This window comes from Flavobacterium poyangense, assembly GCF_011751075.1.
Taxonomy (GTDB): domain Bacteria; phylum Bacteroidota; class Bacteroidia; order Flavobacteriales; family Flavobacteriaceae; genus Flavobacterium; species Flavobacterium poyangense.
This window is the reverse complement of record NZ_JAALLN010000001.1, coordinates 484557-505959: the sequence shown is the minus strand read 5'-3', so window position 1 is coordinate 505959 and position 21403 is coordinate 484557. Positions and strand designations below refer to the sequence as shown.

The window sequence follows — 21403 nt, the reverse complement described above, 5'->3', positions numbered from 1 at the left end:
AATGGAAATAAACAATTGTTAATTAAATCTTAAGGTTAAGGGCTTTTATGACACTCTTCTCAAAATTAGTAAAAAAATAGAAACGTTTTACAAATAACGAATTATTTCTTTTTTGTTAAATTTATATGAAAAGTATATTTTGTAATTGTTTGGTATTTAGTGATTTGGTTTGTTTTGTGTATGAATTATTTGTTTTAATTTGAATTTAAAGAAGGAGCGATGCATTGCAAACTGCTGCAAAGGAAGATATTTAGAAATTCTTGATTTAGGGCTTTTTTGTTTAATCTTTTTAATTAGTGGTTACGTTGTTTAAAAATAGCTTTATTGTTTAGGCATAGTCAAAAAAAAACTGCAACTATTCAGGTTGCAGTTTTCTTGTTTTTTGTCGAGGAAGTTATTTTGTTTGTACTTTAATCCATTGCAGGATTTCATTCATTGCGGTCGGGGAGAGTGTTTGTTCGATTTTTGAATATTCTTCAGGAGAACCCGATTGACATTCCTGAAACAGGTGATTTAAGTTTGGAAGCTCTTTTATCGTTACATTTTTATTGCCTCCTTTTACGAGTGCTTTTCGAATAGCGTCTAAGTTTTCTTTAGGAGCAACCTGTAAATCTTTCTCTCCGTTTACAGCTAAAACGGGGCACTTCACTTTTTCTAATGCCGGCTGTGGATTATATCTTATAAAATAAGTCATCCATGGATTCGTTGTTCCGGCGATTTGCAATTTAATATAATCTTCCGGACTTGAATTTTTAGAAATATCCGGATTGTTTTTAGATACTTCAGTTAAATAATTTGTTAGCTGAGTTTTTAATTCTTGCGGATCCTTATATGTATTTACAAGCTCAAAAGTTTTTTGATTGATGGTTTTTGTTTTTTGAATGTCAGAATCAGTAGCTCCATTGGCTCTTGCAATTAATTCCTGTTGTAATAAAAGTACCTGATCTCCTTGTAATCCGGGTCCCGCCATCAACACGATAAAAGCAATGTTTTTAGATGTACTTGCTACGATTGGGGCAATTAGTCCACCCTCACTGTGGCCGACTAACCCTATTTTCTTTTTATTTATTTCTTTTCTGGAAAGCAGGAATTGAACCGCGGCTTCGACATCTGCAGAAAAATCTAAAGAAGTTGCCGATCTAAAGTCTCCTTTTGAGGCAGCAGTTCCTCTGTCGTCATAACGTAAAACGGCAATGCCATTTTTGGTTAAGTAATCTGATAATACCAGAAAAGGTTTGTGCCCCAGTAATTCTTCATCTCTATTTTGTGGTCCGCTGCCACTGATTAAAATTACGACAGGAAAATTTCCTTCTTTTTTCGGCAACGTCAGCGTCCCTGCCAAATTTATTCCGGCTGACTTGTTCTCAAAAACAACATCTTCGGTATAATAAGGGAATGGTTTCACAGGTTCCTGCGGACGTAACAGCTTTTCTTTTTCGATTTTTTCTTTTGACAGATTTAAAGGTAGAGATTGCCCGCCTTGTTTAAAAGTTCCTGTAATTGTATTGTCTTTTCCTAAAACACCCTCATATTCAATTCGGGCATTTGTTAAGGCAATTTTTAGAGTTGAATTTTCATAGGTGGTTGAGGTAGTAGGTATTCCGAATGCTTTTTGATCCGGACTGTCCATTGTAGAACTAAATCCGTTTTCATTTTTGTTTACATTAAAAATAACAGTTAATTGAACTCCCTGCACTTTTAAGATTCCGTTCCACTGGCCGGTGATATCTTGTGCGAAAACAGTTGTTATACTGCAGGAAGCGAGTAATAATAGAAGTAATTTCTTCATGGTTTAATTAAATAGTTTTAGGATTGGTTTTGTAAAGTGTACGAATTTACAGTAAAGGAATGTAAAAACAGTATATTTTTTTAATGAAATATAGTAGCAGAGTGTACTATTATTTCATTAAAATGAGGCATACATAAGTAATCGTTTAAATGCATAAATAGAAGGTACTACTGGAAAATAGTGATTAATTCTTTTTTTGAATTCATCCGATAATTCCTGAAATTCAGAGTCATTCAGACGTTCCTGATATACGGTGAGTGCAGAGCCCGAAATAAAGTCAAAAAAAGAATCTTTGCGAGTTGAAACGAGCGGATAAACTTTTTGATATAAAACCAAATCATTTCCGCCGCTATCAAAAAGGATTTTGGCATATTGATCTAAAGTCAAAACAGGAGATGGACGTGTCCAATTATTTAGATAAGAAGCATAAGGCTCTTCCTGTACCAATTCTAATAAAATTTTGTTGAGTACATTTTCGGTTTGCTGTGGCATTTGTACAGCCAATTGTCCACCCGGATTAATACGGGATATTATTTTGGGAAAAAGGGTCTCATGATCATCGACCCATTGCAAGGCTGCATTAGAAAATATCAAATCCCATTTGGTTTCCTGTTCCAATTGTTCTGAAATTGATCCCTGCTTGAATTGTATATTTTCCTGCTGGGGTGCTTTTGCCAGCATTTCGGCAGAAGAGTCAATACCAAGCACAACAGGATTGGTAAGTTGATTAGAGAGTTTTTGGGTTAATTCGCCGGTACCGCACCCCAGGTCAATCACTTTGAGATTGGGTTTGTCGACGATATGGCTGGTGAGATCCCCAAAGGGTTTGTAGCGGTCTTCTTTAAACTCATTGTATTTGATTGGATCCCAGGTCATGATACGCTGTATTTAAGTTGTTAAACGAAAATACGAATTAAATTGTACTAAGAAAAGTACTATTGAAACCAAAAACATATTATATAAAATTCGTTGGATATACTTTTTTAACACAAATCTCGCAGGGTTTTGTGTAAGAGAGGTTATTTTTTTGTTGGCAAAGTTGCTAAAACGCAAAGTTGTTTTGTTGAAAATTTTAAAAAAAAACTTGGCGACTCTGCGACTTGGCGAGCAAAAATAATTCCCTACTTTGAGAATTCTTTGCGGTTAAATACTCTCGCAAAGACGCAAAAGCGCAAAGTTTCTTTTTATGCACGCAGATTAAGCTGATATTTTTACTCTCTGATTTCGATAAAAAATATTTCGAATAAATCTGCCAGATCTGCGTGAAAAAATTGCTCTGCAAACATAGGAGTCGCCAAGCTGCTAAGTTTTTTTAAAGTTCTGTTTAAGACCGAAACTGTAAACTGAGACTGAGACTTTACATTTTTACACGAGGCTTTAACTGTATGTCCATATTAATATTTGTAATTTCACAATGAGATTATAAGATTTCTAAAAAAAGTATATCTTTAACCAACCAAAAATTAAAATAATGCAAGAAGATAACCAAGAACATTTTAAAAGAGAACTAGGATTACTAGATGGAACCATGCTTGTGGTAGGTTCTATGATCGGTTCAGGAATTTTTATAGTAAGTGCTGATATTACCAGACATGTAGGATCTGCCGGATGGCTGACATTGATCTGGCTCCTTTCAGGTTTAATTACAATTATTGCAGCGGTGAGTTATGGCGAATTAAGTGCGATGTTTCCAAAAGCAGGTGGACAGTATGTGTACCTAAAAGAAGCATACAACAAATTGATTGCGTTTCTGTACGGCTGGAGTTTTTTTGCGGTAATACAAACCGGAACAATTGCTGCAGTAGGGGTGGCTTTCTCTAAGTTTGCAGCTTATCTTTATGAACCTTTGAGTGACGAAAACATATTGTTTACATTAGGTGCTTTTAAACTCAATGCTGCTCAGATTGTTTCGATTTTTACGATTATTTTATTGACGTATATCAATAGTCGTGGAGTGAAAAACGGAAAGATTCTGCAAACGGTACTTACGATTATCAAGATTTTATCATTGCTGGGTTTAATCGTTTTCGGATTAACACTGGCTGCGAAAGCTTCTATTTGGGATGCCAACTGGGCAGATGCGTGGACAACACGTTCCTATAATGCAGAAACAGGTTCATGGCTTCCGATTAGTGGAACGGCTTTGATTACCGGTATATCTGCTGCGATGGTAGGATCTTTGTTCTCTAGTGATGCCTGGAATGGTGTGACTTTTATTGCAGGAGAAATTAAAAACCCAAAACGTAATGTTGGTTTAAGTTTGTTTCTGGGAACTTTTATTGTGACGACGATTTATGTGTTAACCAATTTGATGTATCTGGCTGTAGTTCCGCTTAACGAAATTGCAACAGCAAAATCAGATCGTGTGGCTGTTGTCGCTTCCGATTATATTTTTGGAGACATTGGAACATTAATCATCGCGATCATGATTATGATTTCGACTTTTGCCTGCAACAACGGATTGATTATGGCCGGCGCAAGAGTGTATTATACAATGGCAAATGATGGTTTGTTCTTTAAAAAAGCTGCTGTTCTAAACGAATCCAGCGTTCCTGAATGGGCGCTTTGGGCTCAATGTTTCTGGGCTTCGGCTTTGTGTCTGACAGGGAAATACGGGGATTTATTAGACTTCGTGATTATCATCGTTTTAATTTTTTACATTTTAACAATTTACGGAATCTTTATCTTGCGTAGAAAAATGCCGGATTTAGAACGACCTTATAAAGCATTCGGATATCCGTTTTTACCATTGCTGTATATTGTGATCGCCACCGCAATTTGTATTTCGTTGTTAATCACGAAATTCTCGACCTGTGGCTGGGGAATCTTAATTATGTTAATCGGGATTCCGGTTTACTATTTAACGAAGCCGAAAGAGAGTTAGTAGAGGTGCTGAGATTCTGAGGTTTTTGTTTCAAGTTTCAGGTTTCAGGTTGAAAAACTTTGCGATTTTGCGAGCAATTTTCTCACGCAGATTTAGCAGATTTAATCTGATTATTTTTTATCGGAACTGTAAAGCAAAAATATCAGCATAATCTGCTAAATCTGCGTGCAAAAAAAAGCTTTGCGATTTTGCGACTCTGCGAGCAATTTTCTCACGCAGATTTGGCAGATTTATTCAGATTGTTTTATCGAAATATTAGAACAAAAATATCCGCTTAATCTGCGTGAATAAAAAACTTTGCGTCTTTGCGAGAAAATACAATATAAAATGCCTTGTTCACCACAAGGCATTTTTTTTTGCAATAATAATTGCAGGCTCTATGATTTAATGTAAAATCTGCGCACAAAAAAAACGACACTACTTAAAAAAGAGAGTGTCGTTTCAATCAAATGATCAATTGCTGTAGCAGCTTAAACTACTTCAGGCTCAACAGACGATTTTATTGTTGAATTAATAATAGACAAAGTAAAGGGATCTAATTCGCCGGAGAAAAAAGCATCCAATACGTTTTGAAATATAGGATTTGTATTTTCTACCAGGAAAAAAAGGGTCATGCAGGAACGCAATTTTCGAGCATCTAAGTCTCCCAAAATAGCTTCGGCAGATTTTCTGTTATAGGTTAATAACAGTTCTGAAATTTCGATAAGATGTTTTCCTAATATAGGATGCTCCAGAAAATCAGCAGCTTCTTTCAGGTCGTTAATGGCATAATAATTTGCAGTATCACTCTTACCCAATCCTTTAATTTGTGGAAAGATAAACCACATCCAGTGGGTTTCTTTTTTCCCTTTGTTAATTTCAGAAAGAGCAGTAAGATAAAGTTTGTTTTGCGCATCTAAAAAGCGCATTAAATCATTGTTAGAATAAGCCATTTTGGTATTGTATTTATAAAAAAAGGGTTGCAAAGGTACTAAAAAAATCGGTTTTATCCAGTAAAAGCTTCATACAGTGCGTGTTTTAACTTTTGAAGGAAGGTATCTCTTACGCTACGACGCAAATTAAAAACTGTATTATTTACTTTATAAGGTCATAATCATCGCTTTCTGAAGGTTCTTCTGAAAGTCAGATTGATTCGTGGCAATACGTTTTTGGCTGTTTTCGGAACCTGATGTTGCCAGAAACTATTTGTTGTTCCGGCCATCAATAAAAAAGAGCCATGATGTAATGGAATTTCCACCTGCGGAATGTCTTTTCTAAACTTATGACGCAATCGAAACATTCGTGTTTCTCCAAAAGTCACCGAGGCGATAATCGGATTTGCACCTGTATTGTGCTCTTTATCACTATGCCAGGCGACGCTATCTTTACCATTTCTGTAGAAATTAAGCAACAGACTATTAAAATCAAGTGCTGTTTCTTTTTCTACCCGGCTTCTAATGCTCAACAGATCATACGTCCAATCGGGGCCGTTTTGATCTGCTCCGATATTGTCTTTATCTTCGTACCATGCGATCATTCTTGGTGCCGTAACGGTTTTGTCAAACATTTCCATTTCATATTCCCTCCATTTGGTTTGATGAAGGAGTTTTTCATAATAATGATCTGATTCTTCTTTGGTGAAAAAATTATCAATCAAAATCAGTTCGCAGTCAGGCAGGTCAAATACGGTTTTTCCGCGAAGACCTGAGGTAAATAATTCGGTATCGTTAAATAGTGTCATAATTCTTTTTTTAAGTGTATAGCTCTATTTTAAAATTTCATTCGATGTCGGGGCAGATGGATTTCATGTTCCTGCGGATACGGTTTTCGATGGGTATTGCTTACATCTTCCTTGATTTGATTTTGAGTTTTAAACTGATGTTCGTTTGAATTGCTGTAACGCGGATCCGGAATAAAAGGCATTTTGGCCATTTTCATAATAGTAATAGTCGGAAAGTGATAATCGACTTCTACAGTACCTAATAACAAATAACAGCCACCGCCCTGAAAAGGATGCTGCACCAGACTATCCGGGAAATGTGCAGTGTCAAAATAAGTCCCCTCATTATCAACCCAGGTTCCAAAATACATGGCTCCTTTTTTAGTAGGGACATGTTTTCTTGAAATTAGATAAGCCAGCATGCGGACTTGTTTTTTATGGTGATTCACAAGGTCATTGGCCATGATGTCTCCGCGATATTTGGTTTGTAACAATTCGAATGGAGTGCAGGAAACGGGGAAACTCAATAGTTCTATTTCATCAAAAGCATCTTCAAAAAAGGAACGTTCCAGAGTCGGAAGTTTATATTCTTTGGCAGGTTCCTGCAGGAGCATCAGGTTTCTGTTCTCGGGTTTGAAATTGGTTAAAAGCAAACTGGCAACAACCAGAAGCTGATTTTTGGTTTTTCCGGTAAAACGAAAAGCACCAATAAAAATTAGAATTTTAATGCCCTCTAATCCAATTGGGATGCGATTGATAAAGTCTTCCAAGGAAACAAAATCCCCATTTTTATCACGATCTGAAATTATAAGTAAGGCTATTTTAGATTCTAAACGTTCCAGATGCATAAGACCTAAATAAACAGCGGTACCATATAATGTAGTTTGGTAATCGCTTTTATTAACACAAGGATTCTCGATCGTTGCCCCAGACATACGGGTTTCGTGTACGTAGACTTCGGTTCTGTAAAAACCACCCTGATTATTGATCACCGCGACCATAAATTCGATAGGGTAATTTACCTTTAAGTAGAGACTTTGGTAACTTTCTACGGCATAAGATGCGGAGTGTGCTTTACAAAAAGAATAACCCGCAAAAGATTCGATCTGACGGTAAATTTCTTCACTAAGCGCTTGAGGGTGTCCTTTTTGGGCACAACAGGCAAAGAAATTGTCTTTTACTTTCTGTAATGCCGTTTTAGATCTGCCTTTACCGGACATAGCACGTCGCAGGATATCACCATCGGCGGCGGGAAGACCTCCATAATGCAAGGCAATTTTAATCACATCTTCCTGATAGACCATGATGCCGTAGGTTTCTCCAAGCTGTTCTTTAAAAACATCATGAAAATAATCAAACTGATTGGGATGATTGTGACGAAAAATATATTCTTTCATCATTCCGGATTGTGCTACACCGGGACGAATAATAGAAGAGGCTGCCACCAGAATTTTATAAGTATCGCAGTTCAGACGTCGCAATAAACCTCGCATGGCGGGACTTTCGATATAAAAACAACCAATAGTTTTTCCCTGAGCCAAATAGGTATTGCAAACCGCCTCGTCTTTAGAAATTGAGGTGTTGCGAATATCAACTTTAATGCCTCTGTTTTTTTCAATAAGTTTCACACTATCATCGATATGACCAATGCCACGCTGACTTAAAATATCAAATTTTTCAAAGCCAATATCCTCGGCAACGTGCATGTCAAAAAGCACAATTGGGAATCCTTTTGGAGGCATTTCCAAAGGGGTGTAGTTGGTTATAGGTTCTTCAGATATGATGATTCCGCAAGCGTGCATGCTGCGTTGATTGGGATATTTTTCGAGCAGTGTACCGTATTCCTGCACGAGTTTTACAATTGAATTGGGTTCGTGCAGGTTCATAGGATTTTTGGCCAATTTGTCCAATTCTTCTTTTGGAAGACCAAAGACTTTACCGACCTCACGAAAAATCGAGCGGTATTTGAATTCGACATTTATGCCACAAAAAGCAACATGATCGCGACCGTATTTGTCGAAGATGTAATGAAGAATGGTGTCGCGTTCTTTCCAACTCCAGTCAATATCAAAATCGGGAGGAGTTTTGCGGTTGAGGTTCAAAAAGCGTTCAAAATAAAGATCCAATTCTATGGGGCAAATGTCTGTAATCCCTAAACAATAAGCGATTATGCTATTGGCGCCACTACCACGACCTATATGCATAAAACCCTGACTATTGCTGTAACGGATAATATCCCAGGTAATTAAAAAATAACCGCTGAATTCCAGTTCATCAATTATTTTGAGCTCTTTTTCGATACGTGTTTTTGCCGCGATATGATTTTCGCCATAACGCCAAATCAGGCCTTCTTGTGCGAGTTCGGTTAATTTTGCAAAATCACTTTTGCGATCGGTGGTAAAAAACTTTTTATTTTTTGGAGCTTTAAAGTCGTATATAAAATTACATTCTTCAATGATTTTTTGGGTATTGAGAATGATTTCCGGATAATCTTCATAAGCTGACAAAAGCGACGGAAGTGAGAGCATTACTTCAGAAGTTCTGCAATAATCAGCCTCCGTAAGTTTAGATAAAATGGTGTTAGTATCTATTGCACGTAAAATTTTATGAAGATTGAATTCTTTTTTACTTTGAAAAGTTACGGGTTGTAAGACAACCATTTTAGAGATTTTGTTTTTCCATTCTTTAAGAAACAGCTTTGGTAAATCTTCCGGACGAATTCCGATAAATTCATTTTCCCGAAGAATGTCCGGTGCATTTTCTAAGGGATATATAAGGAATACAGCGTCAAATTCAGGTGCTATCTGAGGCAGAGCGGTTCCATTGAAATTATGTGCGGTCAAAAACCGGTTCATTTCGGCAAGTCCGTCCGTATTTTGGGCCAGACCGATATACCGCAATTGGTGTTCCGAACGAAATTCGATACCAATTAAGGGTTTTATGCCTTTTAATTCACATCCTTTTATAAAGTCATAAATTCCGGTAACAGTATTAATGTCGGTAAGTGCCATCGCTTTTACATGGCATTCTTCAGCCTGCTCAAGGAGTTTCTCGAGAGAAATAGTGCCGTAACGCAACGAATGAAAAGAATGACAGTTGAGGTACATTAGGGATGACGTTTTAAAATTTCATTTTTAGTATTGGGTTTTATAGACGCTCCGGCGCAGCGCATCACGGCATCAAAACCATAGCGGCTTTTCATTTTATCCATGGCGGCGTACAGAGACAGCATTTCCTGAGTGTCTTCAAAAAGATCAATTTGATAGGTACCGCGAACGAGTCCGCTAAAGCGAATTCCGATTAAACGAAGACGCATACGGCGCTGATATACTTTGTCGAATAATTCGTTTACATTTTTATTTAAAATATGATCTGCAGAAGTATATCCGATTTTACATTGTTTGGTTTCGGTGTCAAAATTGGCGTAGCGTATTTTGACTGTAATTGTGGAGGTTAACCATTGCTCAGATCGGAGTTGGAAAGCCAGTTTTTCGACCATTCCCATCAGGATTCTTTTTAATTTCGCAATGTCGATAGTATCCTGAGAAAAGGTATGCTCGGTAGAAATTGATTTTCTTTCAGAATAAGGCTCCACGGGAGTATTGTCGATGCCATTTGCTTTTTTCCAGATGTCCAGACCATTTTTTCCGATCATACGCTGAAGTACTTCGGCAGGCATTTCAGAAAGTGTTTGTATCGTACGAATTCCGATTCGGGATAAGAGCTGAAAAGTCACATTGCCTACCATTGGTATTTTCTGAATCGATAACGGATTTAAAAAAGCCTGTACATCCTGTTCCGGAATTTCTAAATTTCCTTTTTGTTTCCCTTCTCCGGTTGCAATTTTAGAAACGGTTTTATTGATGGATAAAGAAAAACTAATAGGGAGTCCTGTTTCTTTATTTATGGCTTGTGCAAGCTCATTTGTCCATTTATAACTGCCATGAAAACGATCCATGCCGGTGATGTCCAGATAAAATTCATCAATACTGGCTTTTTCCATAATGGGCGCCCTTTCCTGAATAACCTGAGTAACATCATGCGACAATTGAGAATATAATTCCATATCGCCTTTAATAATTTTAGCTTGCGGACATAGTCTCATCGCCATATAAATAGGCATGGCAGAACGAACACCAAAACGACGGGCTTCGTAGGAGCAGGAAGCCACCACACCACGGTCACCACCACCGATAATTAACGGAATACCCTCTAATTGAGAATTGGTGAGCCTTTCGCAGGACACAAAAAAGGTGTCCAAATCCATGTGTACAATTGCCCGTGTCATTTTTTGTTTTTGTATAGAACAAAATTAGTACAGATAATAACAATTTTTTGTATATTTGATGTTCCAAATTATAACAAATTAATTATGTCCTTATTTTCAGACAACATCAGAGCACTAAGGGTTAAGCATAAAATATCGCAGGAGAAATTAGCTGAGAACCTTAGTATTACAAGAGGAAGATACGTTAAGTACGAAGACGGAACCTCGGAAGCACCATATGATATTTTAAAGAAGATAGCTTTGTATTTTCATACCAGCATCGATTTGTTATTGTCTGTAGACATACGGAAAATAGACATCGAAAATTTGATAGAGCTGGAGGGAAACCGACTTATTCTACCCATTCAGGTAGATCGCTTTGGAGAAAATTTTATTGAAGTGGTCAGCCAAAAAGCAAAAGCAGGTTATCTGAACGGTTATTCAGATCCGGAATATATCGAAAACTTGCAGCAGATTTCATTGCCTTTTTTAGGTCCCGGAAAACACAGAGGCTTTCCGGTAGAAGGCGATTCGATGCCGCCGCATGAAGATGGCTCCATTATTATTGGGCGTTATGTAGAAAGTTTAGGTCAGGTGATGGACGGAAGAACCTATATCCTGATTACTAAAAATGAAGGAATGGTTTATAAACGTCTCAATAAAAACAGAAAAAACGCCTTGGTTTTAGAATCCGATAATCGTTTCTATCCTAATTATGAAGTCAAAGCTTCTGATATTCTCGAAATCTGGGAGTATGAATGCAACATTGGCCGCAGCGATAAGCGCCATACCTTAACAGAAACTCAAAGTATGAAAGATTTACTTTTAGAGGTGAAACGAGAGGTTTTGGAAATTAAAAATAATACGCTGAGCGGGAGTTAAACGGGTCTTTATAATGTTCTAACCTGATCTAGATTGTTGAACAATAATTATAAATCAGAAAAACAATCCTTTTAATCTGTGACTATTTTTTTTTCATTTTGCCACAGATTTCACAGATTAAAGGGATTAGTTCTAAAATTTTAAATTTTAATTTGTGGAAATTTGTGCAATTGCTTCGCCTGTTCGCTATCGCTCGAGTTGTGGCAAGCTTTTTTTATTTATGGTCATTAGATTAATAATTGCATTCAGGTTGTTAAATTAATTACCTTTTACAATAGCAGAGGCAATTTGTCCGCAATGATGCGAATTGTGAAACAGAATTATAGAGAATAATCTAATTCTGGAAAGTGTTCCTAAAAAAGGAGCTTCTGTTTCTTCGAGCCAATCACTATCCGAGGAATTCTTTATGGTGTCTTCAAGTATTTTAAATCCTTGTTCCAGATACGCATGGCTTGTTTGCAGATCGTATTCTTTTCCTGTGTCTGATTGCCCTATGGTTGTGTTTTCTACAGTTGTTGCAATTCCAAAAGATTGTCCTAAAATAATAGCAGTTTCTCCTATATGTCTGTAGATGAATCCAACCGAAGCTGTTTTTTCGTTCAGTTTAAAATGGCTGTTTTCGAGAGTTATGTTTTTAAATGTAGCATGACAATTAAATCGATTTTGATCTAAAAGAGCTAGTAAAATTTCTTTTTGCATGATTGTAATTTTTAAATTTAATCTTTCTTTTTGTTTAAAATAGCCTCCAATTTACTGAGTTTGTTTTCCCAGAACTGATCAAAATGACTAATGAGGGCTTTTACATCATTAAAACCTTTTTGATTTAAGATACAATGACGTTCCCGTCCGACTTCCTGAATAGAAATAAAACCGGCCTGCTGTAATATTTTAATATGTTTTGAAACCGCAGGACGACTCATATTAAAATTTTCAGCCAGAGCATTTATGTTGTAACTCTCTTTAGTAAGCAATTGCAGAATTTGCCTGCGACTTGGATCTGCAATTACTTGTAAAGCATCAAAATTAGGTAGTGCCATTATTTCGTATTTAAAGCATTAACCAATTTTTCCATGATTTTAAGCCATCCGTCAGTCATTCCGGTAAGGATTGAGATATTGGCTTCTTTAAATCCGGTATGAAGAAGGTGTAACTCGGTTCCGTTATCTTTCTTTTCCAATGTCCATTCTACAATGGTATCAAGCGTGATTACCTTATTTCCGGGGCCGGCTGTCCAGCTGTAAACCAGTTTTTTATGAGGTATAATTTCTAAAACTTTACAGTGCATAATGCCATCAAGATCTAAACTCGGAATCGGATTTGTGCGAAATGTAAAGTCATGCCCTAAAGCAAGTTTAAAATCATTTGGCATAATCCATTGTGCAATTAAATCGGCATCGGTGAGGTAAAGCCAGATTTCTTCGGGAGATTGGTTGTAAAACCATTTGTGTTTAATTTCAGTTTTCATAATTAGGTAACTTTAAGGTTACGTAAATTTATATGTAACTTTTGAGTTACACAAATAATTTTGAATATTTTTTTAGTTGATTTGTTTTTGAATGTTTTGATTAGTAGTGTTTTATGAGTATTTATGCTGAGTTTCGGCAGAAGTTTAGTGGTGAGAAATTTAATTAGTTGTACTGAAATTAGTTTTATATTAGCTTAAAATAATAAAGACATTCAATGAAATTAACACAGTATATCTATCTTTTTTTAATTTTTATTTCACTTTCAAGCTGTAAAAAGGAAACTATAGCGCCTAAATCTGCTTTTATAAAAACCTGGTACGATACAGAAATGGTAATTCCTTATGCCGCAAGGCTAACAATAAACAAGGATCATACTTTTAAATTTATTGGTGGAGCTTGTACAGCTCGTTTTAATTCAGAAGGCAAATGGATCGAAAAAAAAGACACTTTAATTTTGGATAGCGGATTTCCCGGAGAATGTGTGAATTTAAGTGAATTTGGAAAAATGTGTATTTCCAGAGAAGAAATTGAAAATAGTATATCTGCCAAAGTAAAAGCAGGCTGCGAGGTTAAAAACGACGAAGAATTTGTAAATTTTAAAAGGGCAAAATTTTATTTAAGGAATGATTCTCTGATTTTTAAAAAGGATAAAAAAGAGAAATGTACTGAATATGAGATTGTATTTTCTAAGGCCAAAAAAAGTAGAGAAAGTAATAGATGAGTATCCTCCTGAGCGAAGTCGAAGGTAGGTCTTCGGCTTCGTTCAGACTGACAGTGTTTAGTTTGACTAAGGGTAAATAATAAACGAGTGTCCCCCTGAGCGGAGTCGAAGGGTGTACCTAAAACGTCTTCGACTTCGCTCAGACAGACAATAGCAGAAAACAAGAACTACACGTTTAAAGAAAACCAAAAGGTACTTCCTAATCCTAAATTACTCTCTACGCCGATAGTTCCGTTTTGAGCTTCGATAAATTCCTTGCTGATGGCTAAGCCTAATCCTGTTCCTGATTTCTGACTTCCCGGGATCTGGAAGTATTTATCGAAAACCTTGTCTTGGTATCTTGCATCAATTCCTTTTCCGGTGTCGATGACCTGAAACATAATTTGGTTGTTTTCTTCTTTTAAGCGAATAACAATGGTACTTTTTTCAGAAGAATACGTAATGGCATTTGATAAATAATTGATCAGAACCCAGCCCGTTTTTTCGCTGTCGGCTTTTACATCGTGTAAATTCTCGGCAGCATCAATCACTAATTTAATTTGTTTTTGCTCGGCCTGAACTTTTACAGCTTCTGTAGCATAATGTACAATAGCGTACGGATTGCTTTTTTCGATATTCAGCTGAATATTTCCGGTTTCTAATTGTGATAAATTGAGTAATTCTCCTGTAATTTTCAATAAGCGCTGACTGTCTTCTTTTATGCTTTCGATTAATTGTTTCTGATCGTCGTTTATATCACCTGTTTTTTGATTTTCAAGTAACTGTAAACTCATTTTTATAGAAGCAATTGGTGTTTTTAACTCATGTGAGACGGTGGCAATAAAATTTGTTTTAGCAAAATCAAGCTCTTTAAAAAGGGTAATATTTCGCAAAATGATCACATCTCCAATATTAATTGGTGTTTCTTCACCCGTTGGCGTTATTGTAATATTGATCGTTTCCTTGTCAAAATAACTTTCTTTAGCATTGGCGAAAATCTTCATCGGCAGTTTCTTCGAATTATCATTGGTCTCCTTAAGAATTAAAGAGCGCACCAAATCATTTGACAAAGCCAAAGCAGCAGCTGATTTTCCGATAATATCCTCCGATTTTAAATTGATAATTTTTAGTGCTTCATCATTGGCAAAGAGAATAATTCCTTCGTTATCCAGACCAATAATGGGATCATGCATATTATTGATAAGCGTTTCGAGTCGTTTTTTCTCAAAGAAAAGGGTGTATAAGCTACTGTTATTGTATTCTTCGAGTTTTTGTGCCATTGTATTAAATGACTTGGCAAGATCACCATATTCGTTGTGATTGGTAAAATGAACACGCTCAGAGTAATTTTTATTGGCAATTTCCCTGATGCTTAAGGTTAATTCTTTAATTGGGTTCGCAATATTGTTTGGTAAATTAATCAGTAAATTAAAGGCAATCAAAAAGCATAAAGTACCTACAACAGCGATTAGTAGATTGGCATTTTCAGCGGTATGTTTGGCGATATCGCTTTTTAACTTAATCGAATTCAGATTCAGTTTCATAATCATAAAGATATCCTGTCTGATTTGTTTCCGGATCGCCTTGTCGGAATGGTTTTTTTCTAAAAGAGCAAAGTTCTTTTTTAGATTATAGGTTGCTTCTTTTTCTCCGGGTTCCGTGATATTTTGAGTTTGTTTTTGAAGATTTTCTTTAAAAACCAAAAGTGTTTTATCGGAACCTGTTGTTATTTCATCTAAAGACAAAATCATATTTCTGGAATATTCTAGTGTATTATAATTGGCTTTTAGAATGTTCTCAGTGTCCTGCTTAATCAAAAAAACAGAGTAAGCACTCACTAAGGAAAGGATAATGATCATTAAAAATAACAATCCAACTCCTAAATTCAATTTGGTTTTAATTCTCATGACTTTTTTATTTGTGTAAAATGTTATTTGTTATATGTAAAATGTTGTTTGTAAGATGTGAAGCGAAAAAACATTTCACAAAAAACATTTTTACATTTCACACAACGCCATCTCACAATTAAGATAAAATAACAAGGTCAACATTCGATAAAGACAGACTGTTTAGTAAACGTCTGAAAATCGTTGTTGACAAAATTACTTTAAATAAATTCAAATGCGGTTTTCCGATGCAGACCGTTGTAATGTTTTTTTCTTCGACTGTCATTAGAATCGCATCGGCAATATTTTTATGTTCAATCTTAATTACTTCTGCGCCTAATTGTGTGGCCAGTTTAAAATTATTAATTAAATGACGCTGTTTGTCTAAAGCAATTTTTATGCTGCTTTCCTTGGGTGTTTCTACATACATTACATACCAGCTTCCGTTGTAATAACCCGCCAAACGTGCTGCCTTTCGGATTACAATTTTGGCTGTTTTATCATTACTGCTAATACAGGCCAAAAGCTTTTCATGTTTTAAAGCTTGCAACTGCGGTACTTCATTCTCTACTTTTCGGACGACCTGACTCGCTACTTCTTTCAAAGCCAATTCACGTAATTGTAAAATCTGTTCGGATTTAAAGAAGTTTGTCAAAGCAGTCTGAATTTTATCTGCCGTATAAATTTTTCCTTCTTTCAGCCGCGCAATTAAATCCTCTGAAGTCAAGTCGATATTAACAACTTCATCGGCAATTCGCAGAACATTGTCCGGAATTCGTTCCTGAACGTCAATACCCGTAATACGTTTTACATCTTCGTTTAAGCTCTCAATATGCTGAATATTAACGGCCGATATTACATTGATCCCTGCTTCGAGAATCTCTAAAACATCCTGCCAGCGTTTTTCATTTTTGCTTCCTTCTACATTGGTGTGGGCCAGTTCATCTACAATTACAACTTCCGGTCTGAGATTGATGATGGCCTGTACATCGAGTTCTTCGAGCTCTTTGCCTTTATAGAAAATAGTCCGCCTCGGAATCACGGGCAGACCAAACAATAACTCATGGGTTTCCTTTCGGAGATGTGTTTCTATATAGCCAATTTTGACATCAATTCCGTTCTTCAACAACGAATGGGCTTCCTGTAGCATCCGGTAAGTTTTACCCACACCGGCGCTCATCCCAATATAGACTTTAAACTTTCCTTTTCGTGACTTCTGAATTAAATCGAGAAAGTGCTGTGCATTATTTTCTTTTTCCATTTCTGTTTGCTCTAGAATGTAAGATGTAAGATGTAAGATGTAAAATGTGAGATGCATTTCACATCTCACATTTTACATTTCACTATATTAGAAACTGATTGCCAGCGAAGTCGTTACAAATGTATTCGTATCCGTTGGGAGGTCATTTTTTGTAAAAATTTCATCCTTACTGGAAAGATTTCTGGCTTCTATTCTAAACATTACATTATCAGTAACCAGATAATCAAAGTTAGCTGAAAATCCATAAGTTTTAAAACCGTTTGGAGTTTTGGTTGAGATGATAACTCCTTTTTCATCGCTGTAATATTCGCCTCTTGCTGCCAATTGAATTTTATCGGTTGGTTTGTACTGTAGAATTACAATAGGAGCAAACCAAGTATCGTATTTGTTACTGTTTTTAGCCGATTGTTGAGAACCTACATCAATACCGGCTGTTATGTTTGTTTTATTAGTGATTTTAAATTGTCCGTAAAAGTTATTAAAATAGCGCCATTTTTTATCGGTATCAGGTTGTTCATTTCCCACATAAGTACTCCAGTTTAGGGTTGTTCTGTCCGATGGTTTGTAGGTAATCTGTGTTCCGAAAGCCGGCGTTTGATTTCCCTCTATTTTCTGAATCCTTTGCCATCCGTTCAGGTACATTCCGGCCAAATACCATTTTCCAGAGGCTGAGGTATAACCAATTTTTACACCCCCTTCATAATAAGGAGAGTTTTCAGCCAGAATACTTCTCGTTAAGTTGGCACAATCTTTTCCGATGGCACTTTCAAAACCAAGATGTGAAGGCATAATTCCGGCATCAATCCATAAGTCATGACTTTTAGAAATTTTTACACCTACATTGGCTTCGTATACGTTTTTTAGTAAATCCTGCTCGCCCGACAGATTATATTGTGCATATGTTCCGGCCATCAAGGCAAAATTTCCACGAACATTATCTTTGCTGTAATTTACTTTTGCTAAACCTAAATTGAGGTTTACTTCATTACTTCTGTTGTAATTGTAAATAAAACCGGGGCGTGTATGATCTTTTGGTTTTGCAAAATCATAACTATAATAGACATCAACATAGCCGGAAAATGTAAACGGACTTTTAGATTCTTCCTGAGCGTGTAAATTGGTAAAGCCAAAAGCAATTAAAGCGGTAAGTATTATTTTTTTCATTTTGTATTTTTATTTGGTATTCGTGTTTTTTAAAACTTTGGGGGAATTTATTATTTCGATATTCAAACCGGACAGGTTTCCAAAACCTGTTCTTTTGTATTTTTATTTGGTATTCGTGTTTTTTAAAACTTTGGGAGAATTTATTATTTCGATATTCAAACCGGACAGGTTTTCAAAACCTGTTCTTTTGTATTTTTATTTGGTATTTGTGTTTTTTAGAACTTTGAGAGAATTTATTATTTCGATATTCAAACCGGACAGGTTTTCAAAACCTGTCCGGTTTTATTAAGTTGTTTTTATTTTAAAGCATCCAAAGCCACATTCAATTCCAGAACATTTACGGTAGCAGTTCCCATTACAGTAGGGGTATTAATTTTAGATTCAACCAAAGCCTTTACTTTATCTTCGGATAATTTTCTTTCTTTGGCAACACGTTTCACCTGAACCAAAGCAGCTTGTGGAGAAATATTCGGATCCAGTCCGCTTCCGGAGGCCGTTACCAGATCAGCAGGAATTTCGGATTTTTTTAAGTAGGGATGTACAATCAAAAAAGTATCAATTCTTTTTTGAACCAAATCCAGGTATTCTTTGTTATTGGCTCCTTTGTTACTTGCGCCACTTCCTGCGGCATTATAATCTACAGCCGAAGGTCTTCCCCAGAAGTAGTTTGACTTATCGAATTTCTGACCTATTTTTTGATAGCCAACCACTTTTCCGTTAACCGAAACCGTTTCTCCTTTTCCTTGATTTGGAGCAAATTGAGCTATTCCGTAAACAGCCAGGGGGTAAACAACAGCTAATAAAACCACCATTAAAAGAGTGAATTTTACGATTGAAAATGTATTTTTCATTTTGAGTTTTTTTATTTTTTTAAGATTCTAAGCGATTGAGTTTCTAAGTTTCTAAGATTTTTAGAAAGTACTTTTCGATTCGGGGCCTTAGTGACTTAGCAACTTAGAACCTCAGAGCTTTTTTTTTAAGATTCTAAGGGACTGAGTTTCTAAGTTTCTAAGATTTTTAGATTGGACATATAGATTTGGGGACTTAGAGACTTAGGAACTCAGAGGCTTAGTTTTTTATTTTTTTTAAAGGTTCTAAGAGGCTGAGTTTCTCAGAGTTTTAGAAAGTATCTGTAGATTTGGGATCTCAGAGACTTAGCAACTCAGAACCTTTTTTTATTAAATTACATAAATAGCGCTACCAGTAAATCGATTAACTTAATTCCGATAAAAGGAACAATCAAACCACCTAAACCATAAATCAGCAGGTTTCTTTTTAAGATGGCGCTTGCACCAATTGGTTTGTAATCAACCCCTCTCAACGCTAACGGAATTAATATTGGAATGATAACCGCATTAAAAATTACAGCCGATAAAATAGCACTTTCAGGACTATGCAGACGCATAATATTCAAACCTTCAAGAGCCGGAATCGCAGTAATAAAAAGAGCCGGAACAATAGCAAAATATTTAGCGACGTCATTGGCGATAGAGAAGGTGGTAAGCGTTCCTCTGGTCATTAATAATTGTTTTCCAATTTCGATGATCTCAATTAATTTTGTTGGGTCATTATCAAGGTCAACCATGTTTCCTGCTTCTTTGGCAGCTTGTGTTCCGCTGTTCATCGCAACACCTACATTCGCCTGGGCAAGTGCCGGAGCATCATTGGTACCGTCACCCATCATGGCAACAAGTTTTCCTTGATTTTGTTCGTTTTTAATGTAGTTCATTTTGTCCTCAGGTTTCGCCTCGGCAATAAAGTCATCTACACCGGCAGCTTCGGCAATAAATTGTGCCGTGAGCGGATTGTCACCGGTAACCATAACCGTTTTTACTCCCATTTTATGCAAGCGTTCAAAACGTTCTCTCATACCCGTTTTAATGATGTCCTGCAATTCGATAACACCCTGAACCTGGCTGTTTTTAATGACCACCAATGGAGTTCCTCCTTTAGATGAAATAGCAATTACTCTTTGAGCAGTATCTTCAGGGAAATTATTCCCGGCCTGAAGTGCAATGTTTTTTGCCGCATCCTGAGCCCCTTTTCTAATATTGGTTCCGTCTTTTAAAACTACTCCGGAAGTTCTGGTTTCGGCCGTAAATTTTATGGTATGTGAAATGTTGTCTGTAAGCAGTGAAATTTCGGACTGTATTTTACCATTTATATCTAAGGTTTTACTGAGTTCAATAATACTTTTTCCTTCCGGCGTATCATCTGCCAGCGAACTTAGTACCGCTGATTTAATAAAATCCTCAGCAACAATGCCTTCTGCAGGATAAAAATTGGTTGCTTTTCTGTTTCCAATTGTGATTGTTCCTGTTTTGTCTAAAAGCAAGACATCAATATCTCCGGCAGTTTCGACTGCTTTTCCTGATTTTGTAATGACGTTGGCACGCAAAGCTCTGTCCATTCCTGCGATTCCAATTGCAGAAAGTAATCCGCCAATTGTGGTTGGAATCAAACAAACAAATAGTGCAATAAAAGCCGCAATGGTTATGGGAGCATTGGCATAATCAGCAAATGGTTTTAGCGTAACGCAAACAATTACGAAGATTAAGGTAAAGGCAGCCAATAAAATGGTTAAGGCAATTTCGTTTGGTGTTTTCTGACGACTTGCTCCTTCAACCAAAGCAATCATTTTATCAAGGAAACTTTCGCCGGGCTCAGAGGTTACAACTACTTTAATTTTATCCGAAAGTACTTTTGTTCCTCCGGTTACAGATGACTTGTCACCGCCGGCCTCCCGAATCACAGGAGCACTTTCTCCCGTAATGGCGCTTTCGTCAATTGTAGCCAGACCTTCGATGATTTCACCATCAGTAGCAATTAAATCGCCTGACTCACAAATGAAGATATCGCCTTTTTTTAATTCGGAAGAACTGATATTTTTAATTTCTCCGTTAGGCAAAATCTGTCTTGCCGGGGTTTCCTCGCGTGTTTTTCTTAAACTGTCGGCTTGCGCTTTTCCTCTGGCTTCAGCAATAGCTTCGGCAAAATTGGCAAACAAAAGCGTGGCCAGTAAAATTAGAAATACGATTAAATTATAGATAAAACTACCTTGATCCTGTGCGCCAAGTAAAATGGAAACGCAAACAGCAAACATGATGGCAGTTCCAATTTCTACGGTAAACATTACCGGATTTTTGATCATCATTTTTGGATTCAGCTTCACAAAAGATTGCACGAGAGCCTCTTTTACCTGCTTACTTTCAAATAATGAATTGGATTTATTAGTTGTCATTTTAGTATATTATTTTGTTTAGCTAAACTTTTTTTAAACACATAGAAACATAGAATTTTTACTTTGAGACTAAGACGTTTCACTTTGCATAGCTGCATATGCATATAGCTATGTGAAAAAACGAGTTTTCTTTAATGGTCTATTTTGATTTTGGGATCTATGTT

17 protein-coding genes are annotated in these 21403 nt (G+C 36.4%); 3 read left to right on the top strand and 14 right to left on the bottom strand.

The window, feature by feature from the left end; genetic code table 11:
- Nucleotides 1-394: 394 nt before the first annotated feature.
- Nucleotides 395-1789 carry an alpha/beta hydrolase family protein gene (locus G3A47_RS02080; RefSeq protein WP_166919947.1) on the bottom strand — a complete coding sequence of 465 codons (1395 nt, stop codon included), beginning with the start codon at nucleotides 1787-1789 and terminating at the stop codon, nucleotides 395-397.
- A gap of 117 nt (nucleotides 1790-1906) precedes the next feature.
- Nucleotides 1907-2665 carry a methyltransferase domain-containing protein gene (locus G3A47_RS02075; RefSeq protein ID WP_166919945.1) on the bottom strand — a complete coding sequence of 253 codons (759 nt, stop codon included), beginning with the start codon at nucleotides 2663-2665 and terminating at the stop codon, nucleotides 1907-1909.
- A 595-nt stretch (nucleotides 2666-3260) separates the two neighbouring features.
- Between G3A47_RS02075 and G3A47_RS02070 the strand changes: the two genes are divergently transcribed.
- The gene (locus G3A47_RS02070) at nucleotides 3261-4673 is read left to right on the top strand and encodes an APC family permease (RefSeq protein ID WP_166919943.1); all 1413 of its coding nucleotides are present in this window, start codon (nucleotides 3261-3263) and stop codon (nucleotides 4671-4673) included.
- A 470-nt stretch (nucleotides 4674-5143) separates the two neighbouring features.
- Here G3A47_RS02070 and G3A47_RS02065 read toward each other — a convergent pair whose 3' ends face one another.
- The 4 genes from G3A47_RS02065 to dinB all read right to left on the bottom strand — a co-directional run bounded on the left by G3A47_RS02065 (nucleotide 5144) and on the right by dinB (nucleotide 10660).
- Nucleotides 5144-5605: a DUF1810 domain-containing protein gene (locus G3A47_RS02065; RefSeq protein WP_166919941.1), complete on the bottom strand. Its 462-nt coding sequence runs from the start codon at nucleotides 5603-5605 to the stop codon at nucleotides 5144-5146.
- A gap of 161 nt (nucleotides 5606-5766) precedes the next feature.
- On the bottom strand, nucleotides 5767-6393 hold the full coding sequence (locus tag G3A47_RS02060) for an alpha-ketoglutarate-dependent dioxygenase AlkB family protein (RefSeq protein ID WP_166919939.1): 627 nt from the start codon (nucleotides 6391-6393) through the stop codon (nucleotides 5767-5769).
- A gap of 29 nt (nucleotides 6394-6422) precedes the next feature.
- On the bottom strand, nucleotides 6423-9479 hold the full coding sequence (locus G3A47_RS02055; RefSeq protein ID WP_166919937.1) for a DNA polymerase III subunit alpha: 3057 nt from the start codon (nucleotides 9477-9479) through the stop codon (nucleotides 6423-6425).
- Nucleotides 9479-10660, bottom strand: a complete 1182-nt coding sequence (dinB, locus tag G3A47_RS02050; protein ID WP_166919935.1) for a DNA polymerase IV — start codon at nucleotides 10658-10660, stop codon at nucleotides 9479-9481. The genes G3A47_RS02055 and dinB overlap by 1 nt, the downstream gene beginning before the upstream one ends.
- 84 nt (nucleotides 10661-10744) lie before the next feature.
- Here dinB and G3A47_RS02045 point away from each other — a divergent pair, with 84 nt between their 5' ends.
- A complete protein-coding gene (locus tag G3A47_RS02045; RefSeq protein WP_166919933.1) occupies nucleotides 10745-11521 on the top strand; it encodes an XRE family transcriptional regulator in 777 nt (258 codons plus the stop codon).
- Nucleotides 11522-11779: 258 nt separating this feature from the next.
- Here G3A47_RS02045 and G3A47_RS02040 read toward each other — a convergent pair whose 3' ends face one another.
- The 3 genes from G3A47_RS02040 to G3A47_RS02030 are packed head-to-tail and all read right to left on the bottom strand — an operon-like array spanning nucleotide 11780 to nucleotide 12986.
- On the bottom strand, nucleotides 11780-12220 hold the full coding sequence (locus G3A47_RS02040; protein WP_166919931.1) for a DinB family protein: 441 nt from the start codon (nucleotides 12218-12220) through the stop codon (nucleotides 11780-11782).
- Nucleotides 12221-12237: 17 nt separating this feature from the next.
- Entirely contained in the window at nucleotides 12238-12558 is a 321-nt protein-coding gene (locus G3A47_RS02035) for an ArsR/SmtB family transcription factor (RefSeq protein WP_166919929.1), read from the bottom strand.
- Nucleotides 12558-12986, bottom strand: a complete 429-nt coding sequence (locus G3A47_RS02030) for an SRPBCC family protein (protein WP_166919927.1) — start codon at nucleotides 12984-12986, stop codon at nucleotides 12558-12560. The genes G3A47_RS02035 and G3A47_RS02030 overlap by 1 nt, the downstream gene beginning before the upstream one ends.
- A gap of 215 nt (nucleotides 12987-13201) precedes the next feature.
- Between G3A47_RS02030 and G3A47_RS02025 the strand changes: the two genes are divergently transcribed.
- Entirely contained in the window at nucleotides 13202-13708 is a 507-nt protein-coding gene (locus G3A47_RS02025) for a hypothetical protein (protein ID WP_166919925.1), read from the top strand.
- 167 nt (nucleotides 13709-13875) lie between these two features.
- On the opposite strand, the gene G3A47_RS02020 is transcribed toward G3A47_RS02025, so the two are convergent.
- The 5 genes from G3A47_RS02020 to kdpB all read right to left on the bottom strand — a co-directional run bounded on the left by G3A47_RS02020 (nucleotide 13876) and on the right by kdpB (nucleotide 21239).
- Complete coding sequence (locus G3A47_RS02020; RefSeq protein WP_166919923.1) at nucleotides 13876-15594, bottom strand: ATP-binding protein; 1719 nt, start codon at nucleotides 15592-15594, stop codon at nucleotides 13876-13878.
- A 118-nt stretch (nucleotides 15595-15712) separates the two neighbouring features.
- Nucleotides 15713-16834, bottom strand: coding sequence for a sensor protein KdpD (locus G3A47_RS02015; protein ID WP_166919921.1), 1122 nt, complete (start codon nucleotides 16832-16834; stop codon nucleotides 15713-15715).
- Nucleotides 16835-16921: 87 nt separating this feature from the next.
- Nucleotides 16922-17998 carry a porin gene (locus tag G3A47_RS02010; RefSeq protein WP_166919919.1) on the bottom strand — a complete coding sequence of 359 codons (1077 nt, stop codon included), beginning with the start codon at nucleotides 17996-17998 and terminating at the stop codon, nucleotides 16922-16924.
- A gap of 296 nt (nucleotides 17999-18294) precedes the next feature.
- The gene (locus G3A47_RS02005; protein WP_166919917.1) at nucleotides 18295-18849 is read right to left on the bottom strand and encodes a K(+)-transporting ATPase subunit C; all 555 of its coding nucleotides are present in this window, start codon (nucleotides 18847-18849) and stop codon (nucleotides 18295-18297) included.
- Between the two features lie 332 nt (nucleotides 18850-19181).
- Nucleotides 19182-21239 (bottom strand): potassium-transporting ATPase subunit KdpB, encoded by a 2058-nt coding sequence (gene kdpB / locus G3A47_RS02000; RefSeq protein ID WP_166919915.1) that lies wholly within the window; start codon nucleotides 21237-21239, stop codon nucleotides 19182-19184.
- Nucleotides 21240-21403 lie beyond the last annotated feature (164 nt).

Coding starts and splice junctions, on each gene's coding strand:
- G3A47_RS02080 (WP_166919947.1), bottom strand. CDS start 1,789: ATGAAGAAATTACTTCTATTATTACTCGCTTCCTGCAGTATAACAACT.
- G3A47_RS02075 (WP_166919945.1), bottom strand. CDS start 2,665: ATGACCTGGGATCCAATCAAATACAATGAGTTTAAAGAAGACCGCTAC.
- G3A47_RS02070 (WP_166919943.1), top strand. CDS start 3,261: ATGCAAGAAGATAACCAAGAACATTTTAAAAGAGAACTAGGATTACTA.
- G3A47_RS02065 (WP_166919941.1), bottom strand. CDS start 5,605: ATGGCTTATTCTAACAATGATTTAATGCGCTTTTTAGATGCGCAAAAC.
- G3A47_RS02060 (WP_166919939.1), bottom strand. CDS start 6,393: ATGACACTATTTAACGATACCGAATTATTTACCTCAGGTCTTCGCGGA.
- G3A47_RS02055 (WP_166919937.1), bottom strand. CDS start 9,479: ATGTACCTCAACTGTCATTCTTTTCATTCGTTGCGTTACGGCACTATT.
- dinB (WP_166919935.1), bottom strand. CDS start 10,660: ATGACACGGGCAATTGTACACATGGATTTGGACACCTTTTTTGTGTCC.
- G3A47_RS02045 (WP_166919933.1), top strand. CDS start 10,745: ATGTCCTTATTTTCAGACAACATCAGAGCACTAAGGGTTAAGCATAAA.
- G3A47_RS02040 (WP_166919931.1), bottom strand. CDS start 12,220: ATGCAAAAAGAAATTTTACTAGCTCTTTTAGATCAAAATCGATTTAAT.
- G3A47_RS02035 (WP_166919929.1), bottom strand. CDS start 12,558: ATGGCACTACCTAATTTTGATGCTTTACAAGTAATTGCAGATCCAAGT.
- G3A47_RS02030 (WP_166919927.1), bottom strand. CDS start 12,986: ATGAAAACTGAAATTAAACACAAATGGTTTTACAACCAATCTCCCGAA.
- G3A47_RS02025 (WP_166919925.1), top strand. CDS start 13,202: ATGAAATTAACACAGTATATCTATCTTTTTTTAATTTTTATTTCACTT.
- G3A47_RS02020 (WP_166919923.1), bottom strand. CDS start 15,594: ATGAGAATTAAAACCAAATTGAATTTAGGAGTTGGATTGTTATTTTTA.
- G3A47_RS02015 (WP_166919921.1), bottom strand. CDS start 16,834: ATGGAAAAAGAAAATAATGCACAGCACTTTCTCGATTTAATTCAGAAG.
- G3A47_RS02010 (WP_166919919.1), bottom strand. CDS start 17,998: ATGAAAAAAATAATACTTACCGCTTTAATTGCTTTTGGCTTTACCAAT.
- G3A47_RS02005 (WP_166919917.1), bottom strand. CDS start 18,849: ATGAAAAATACATTTTCAATCGTAAAATTCACTCTTTTAATGGTGGTT.
- kdpB (WP_166919915.1), bottom strand. CDS start 21,239: ATGACAACTAATAAATCCAATTCATTATTTGAAAGTAAGCAGGTAAAA.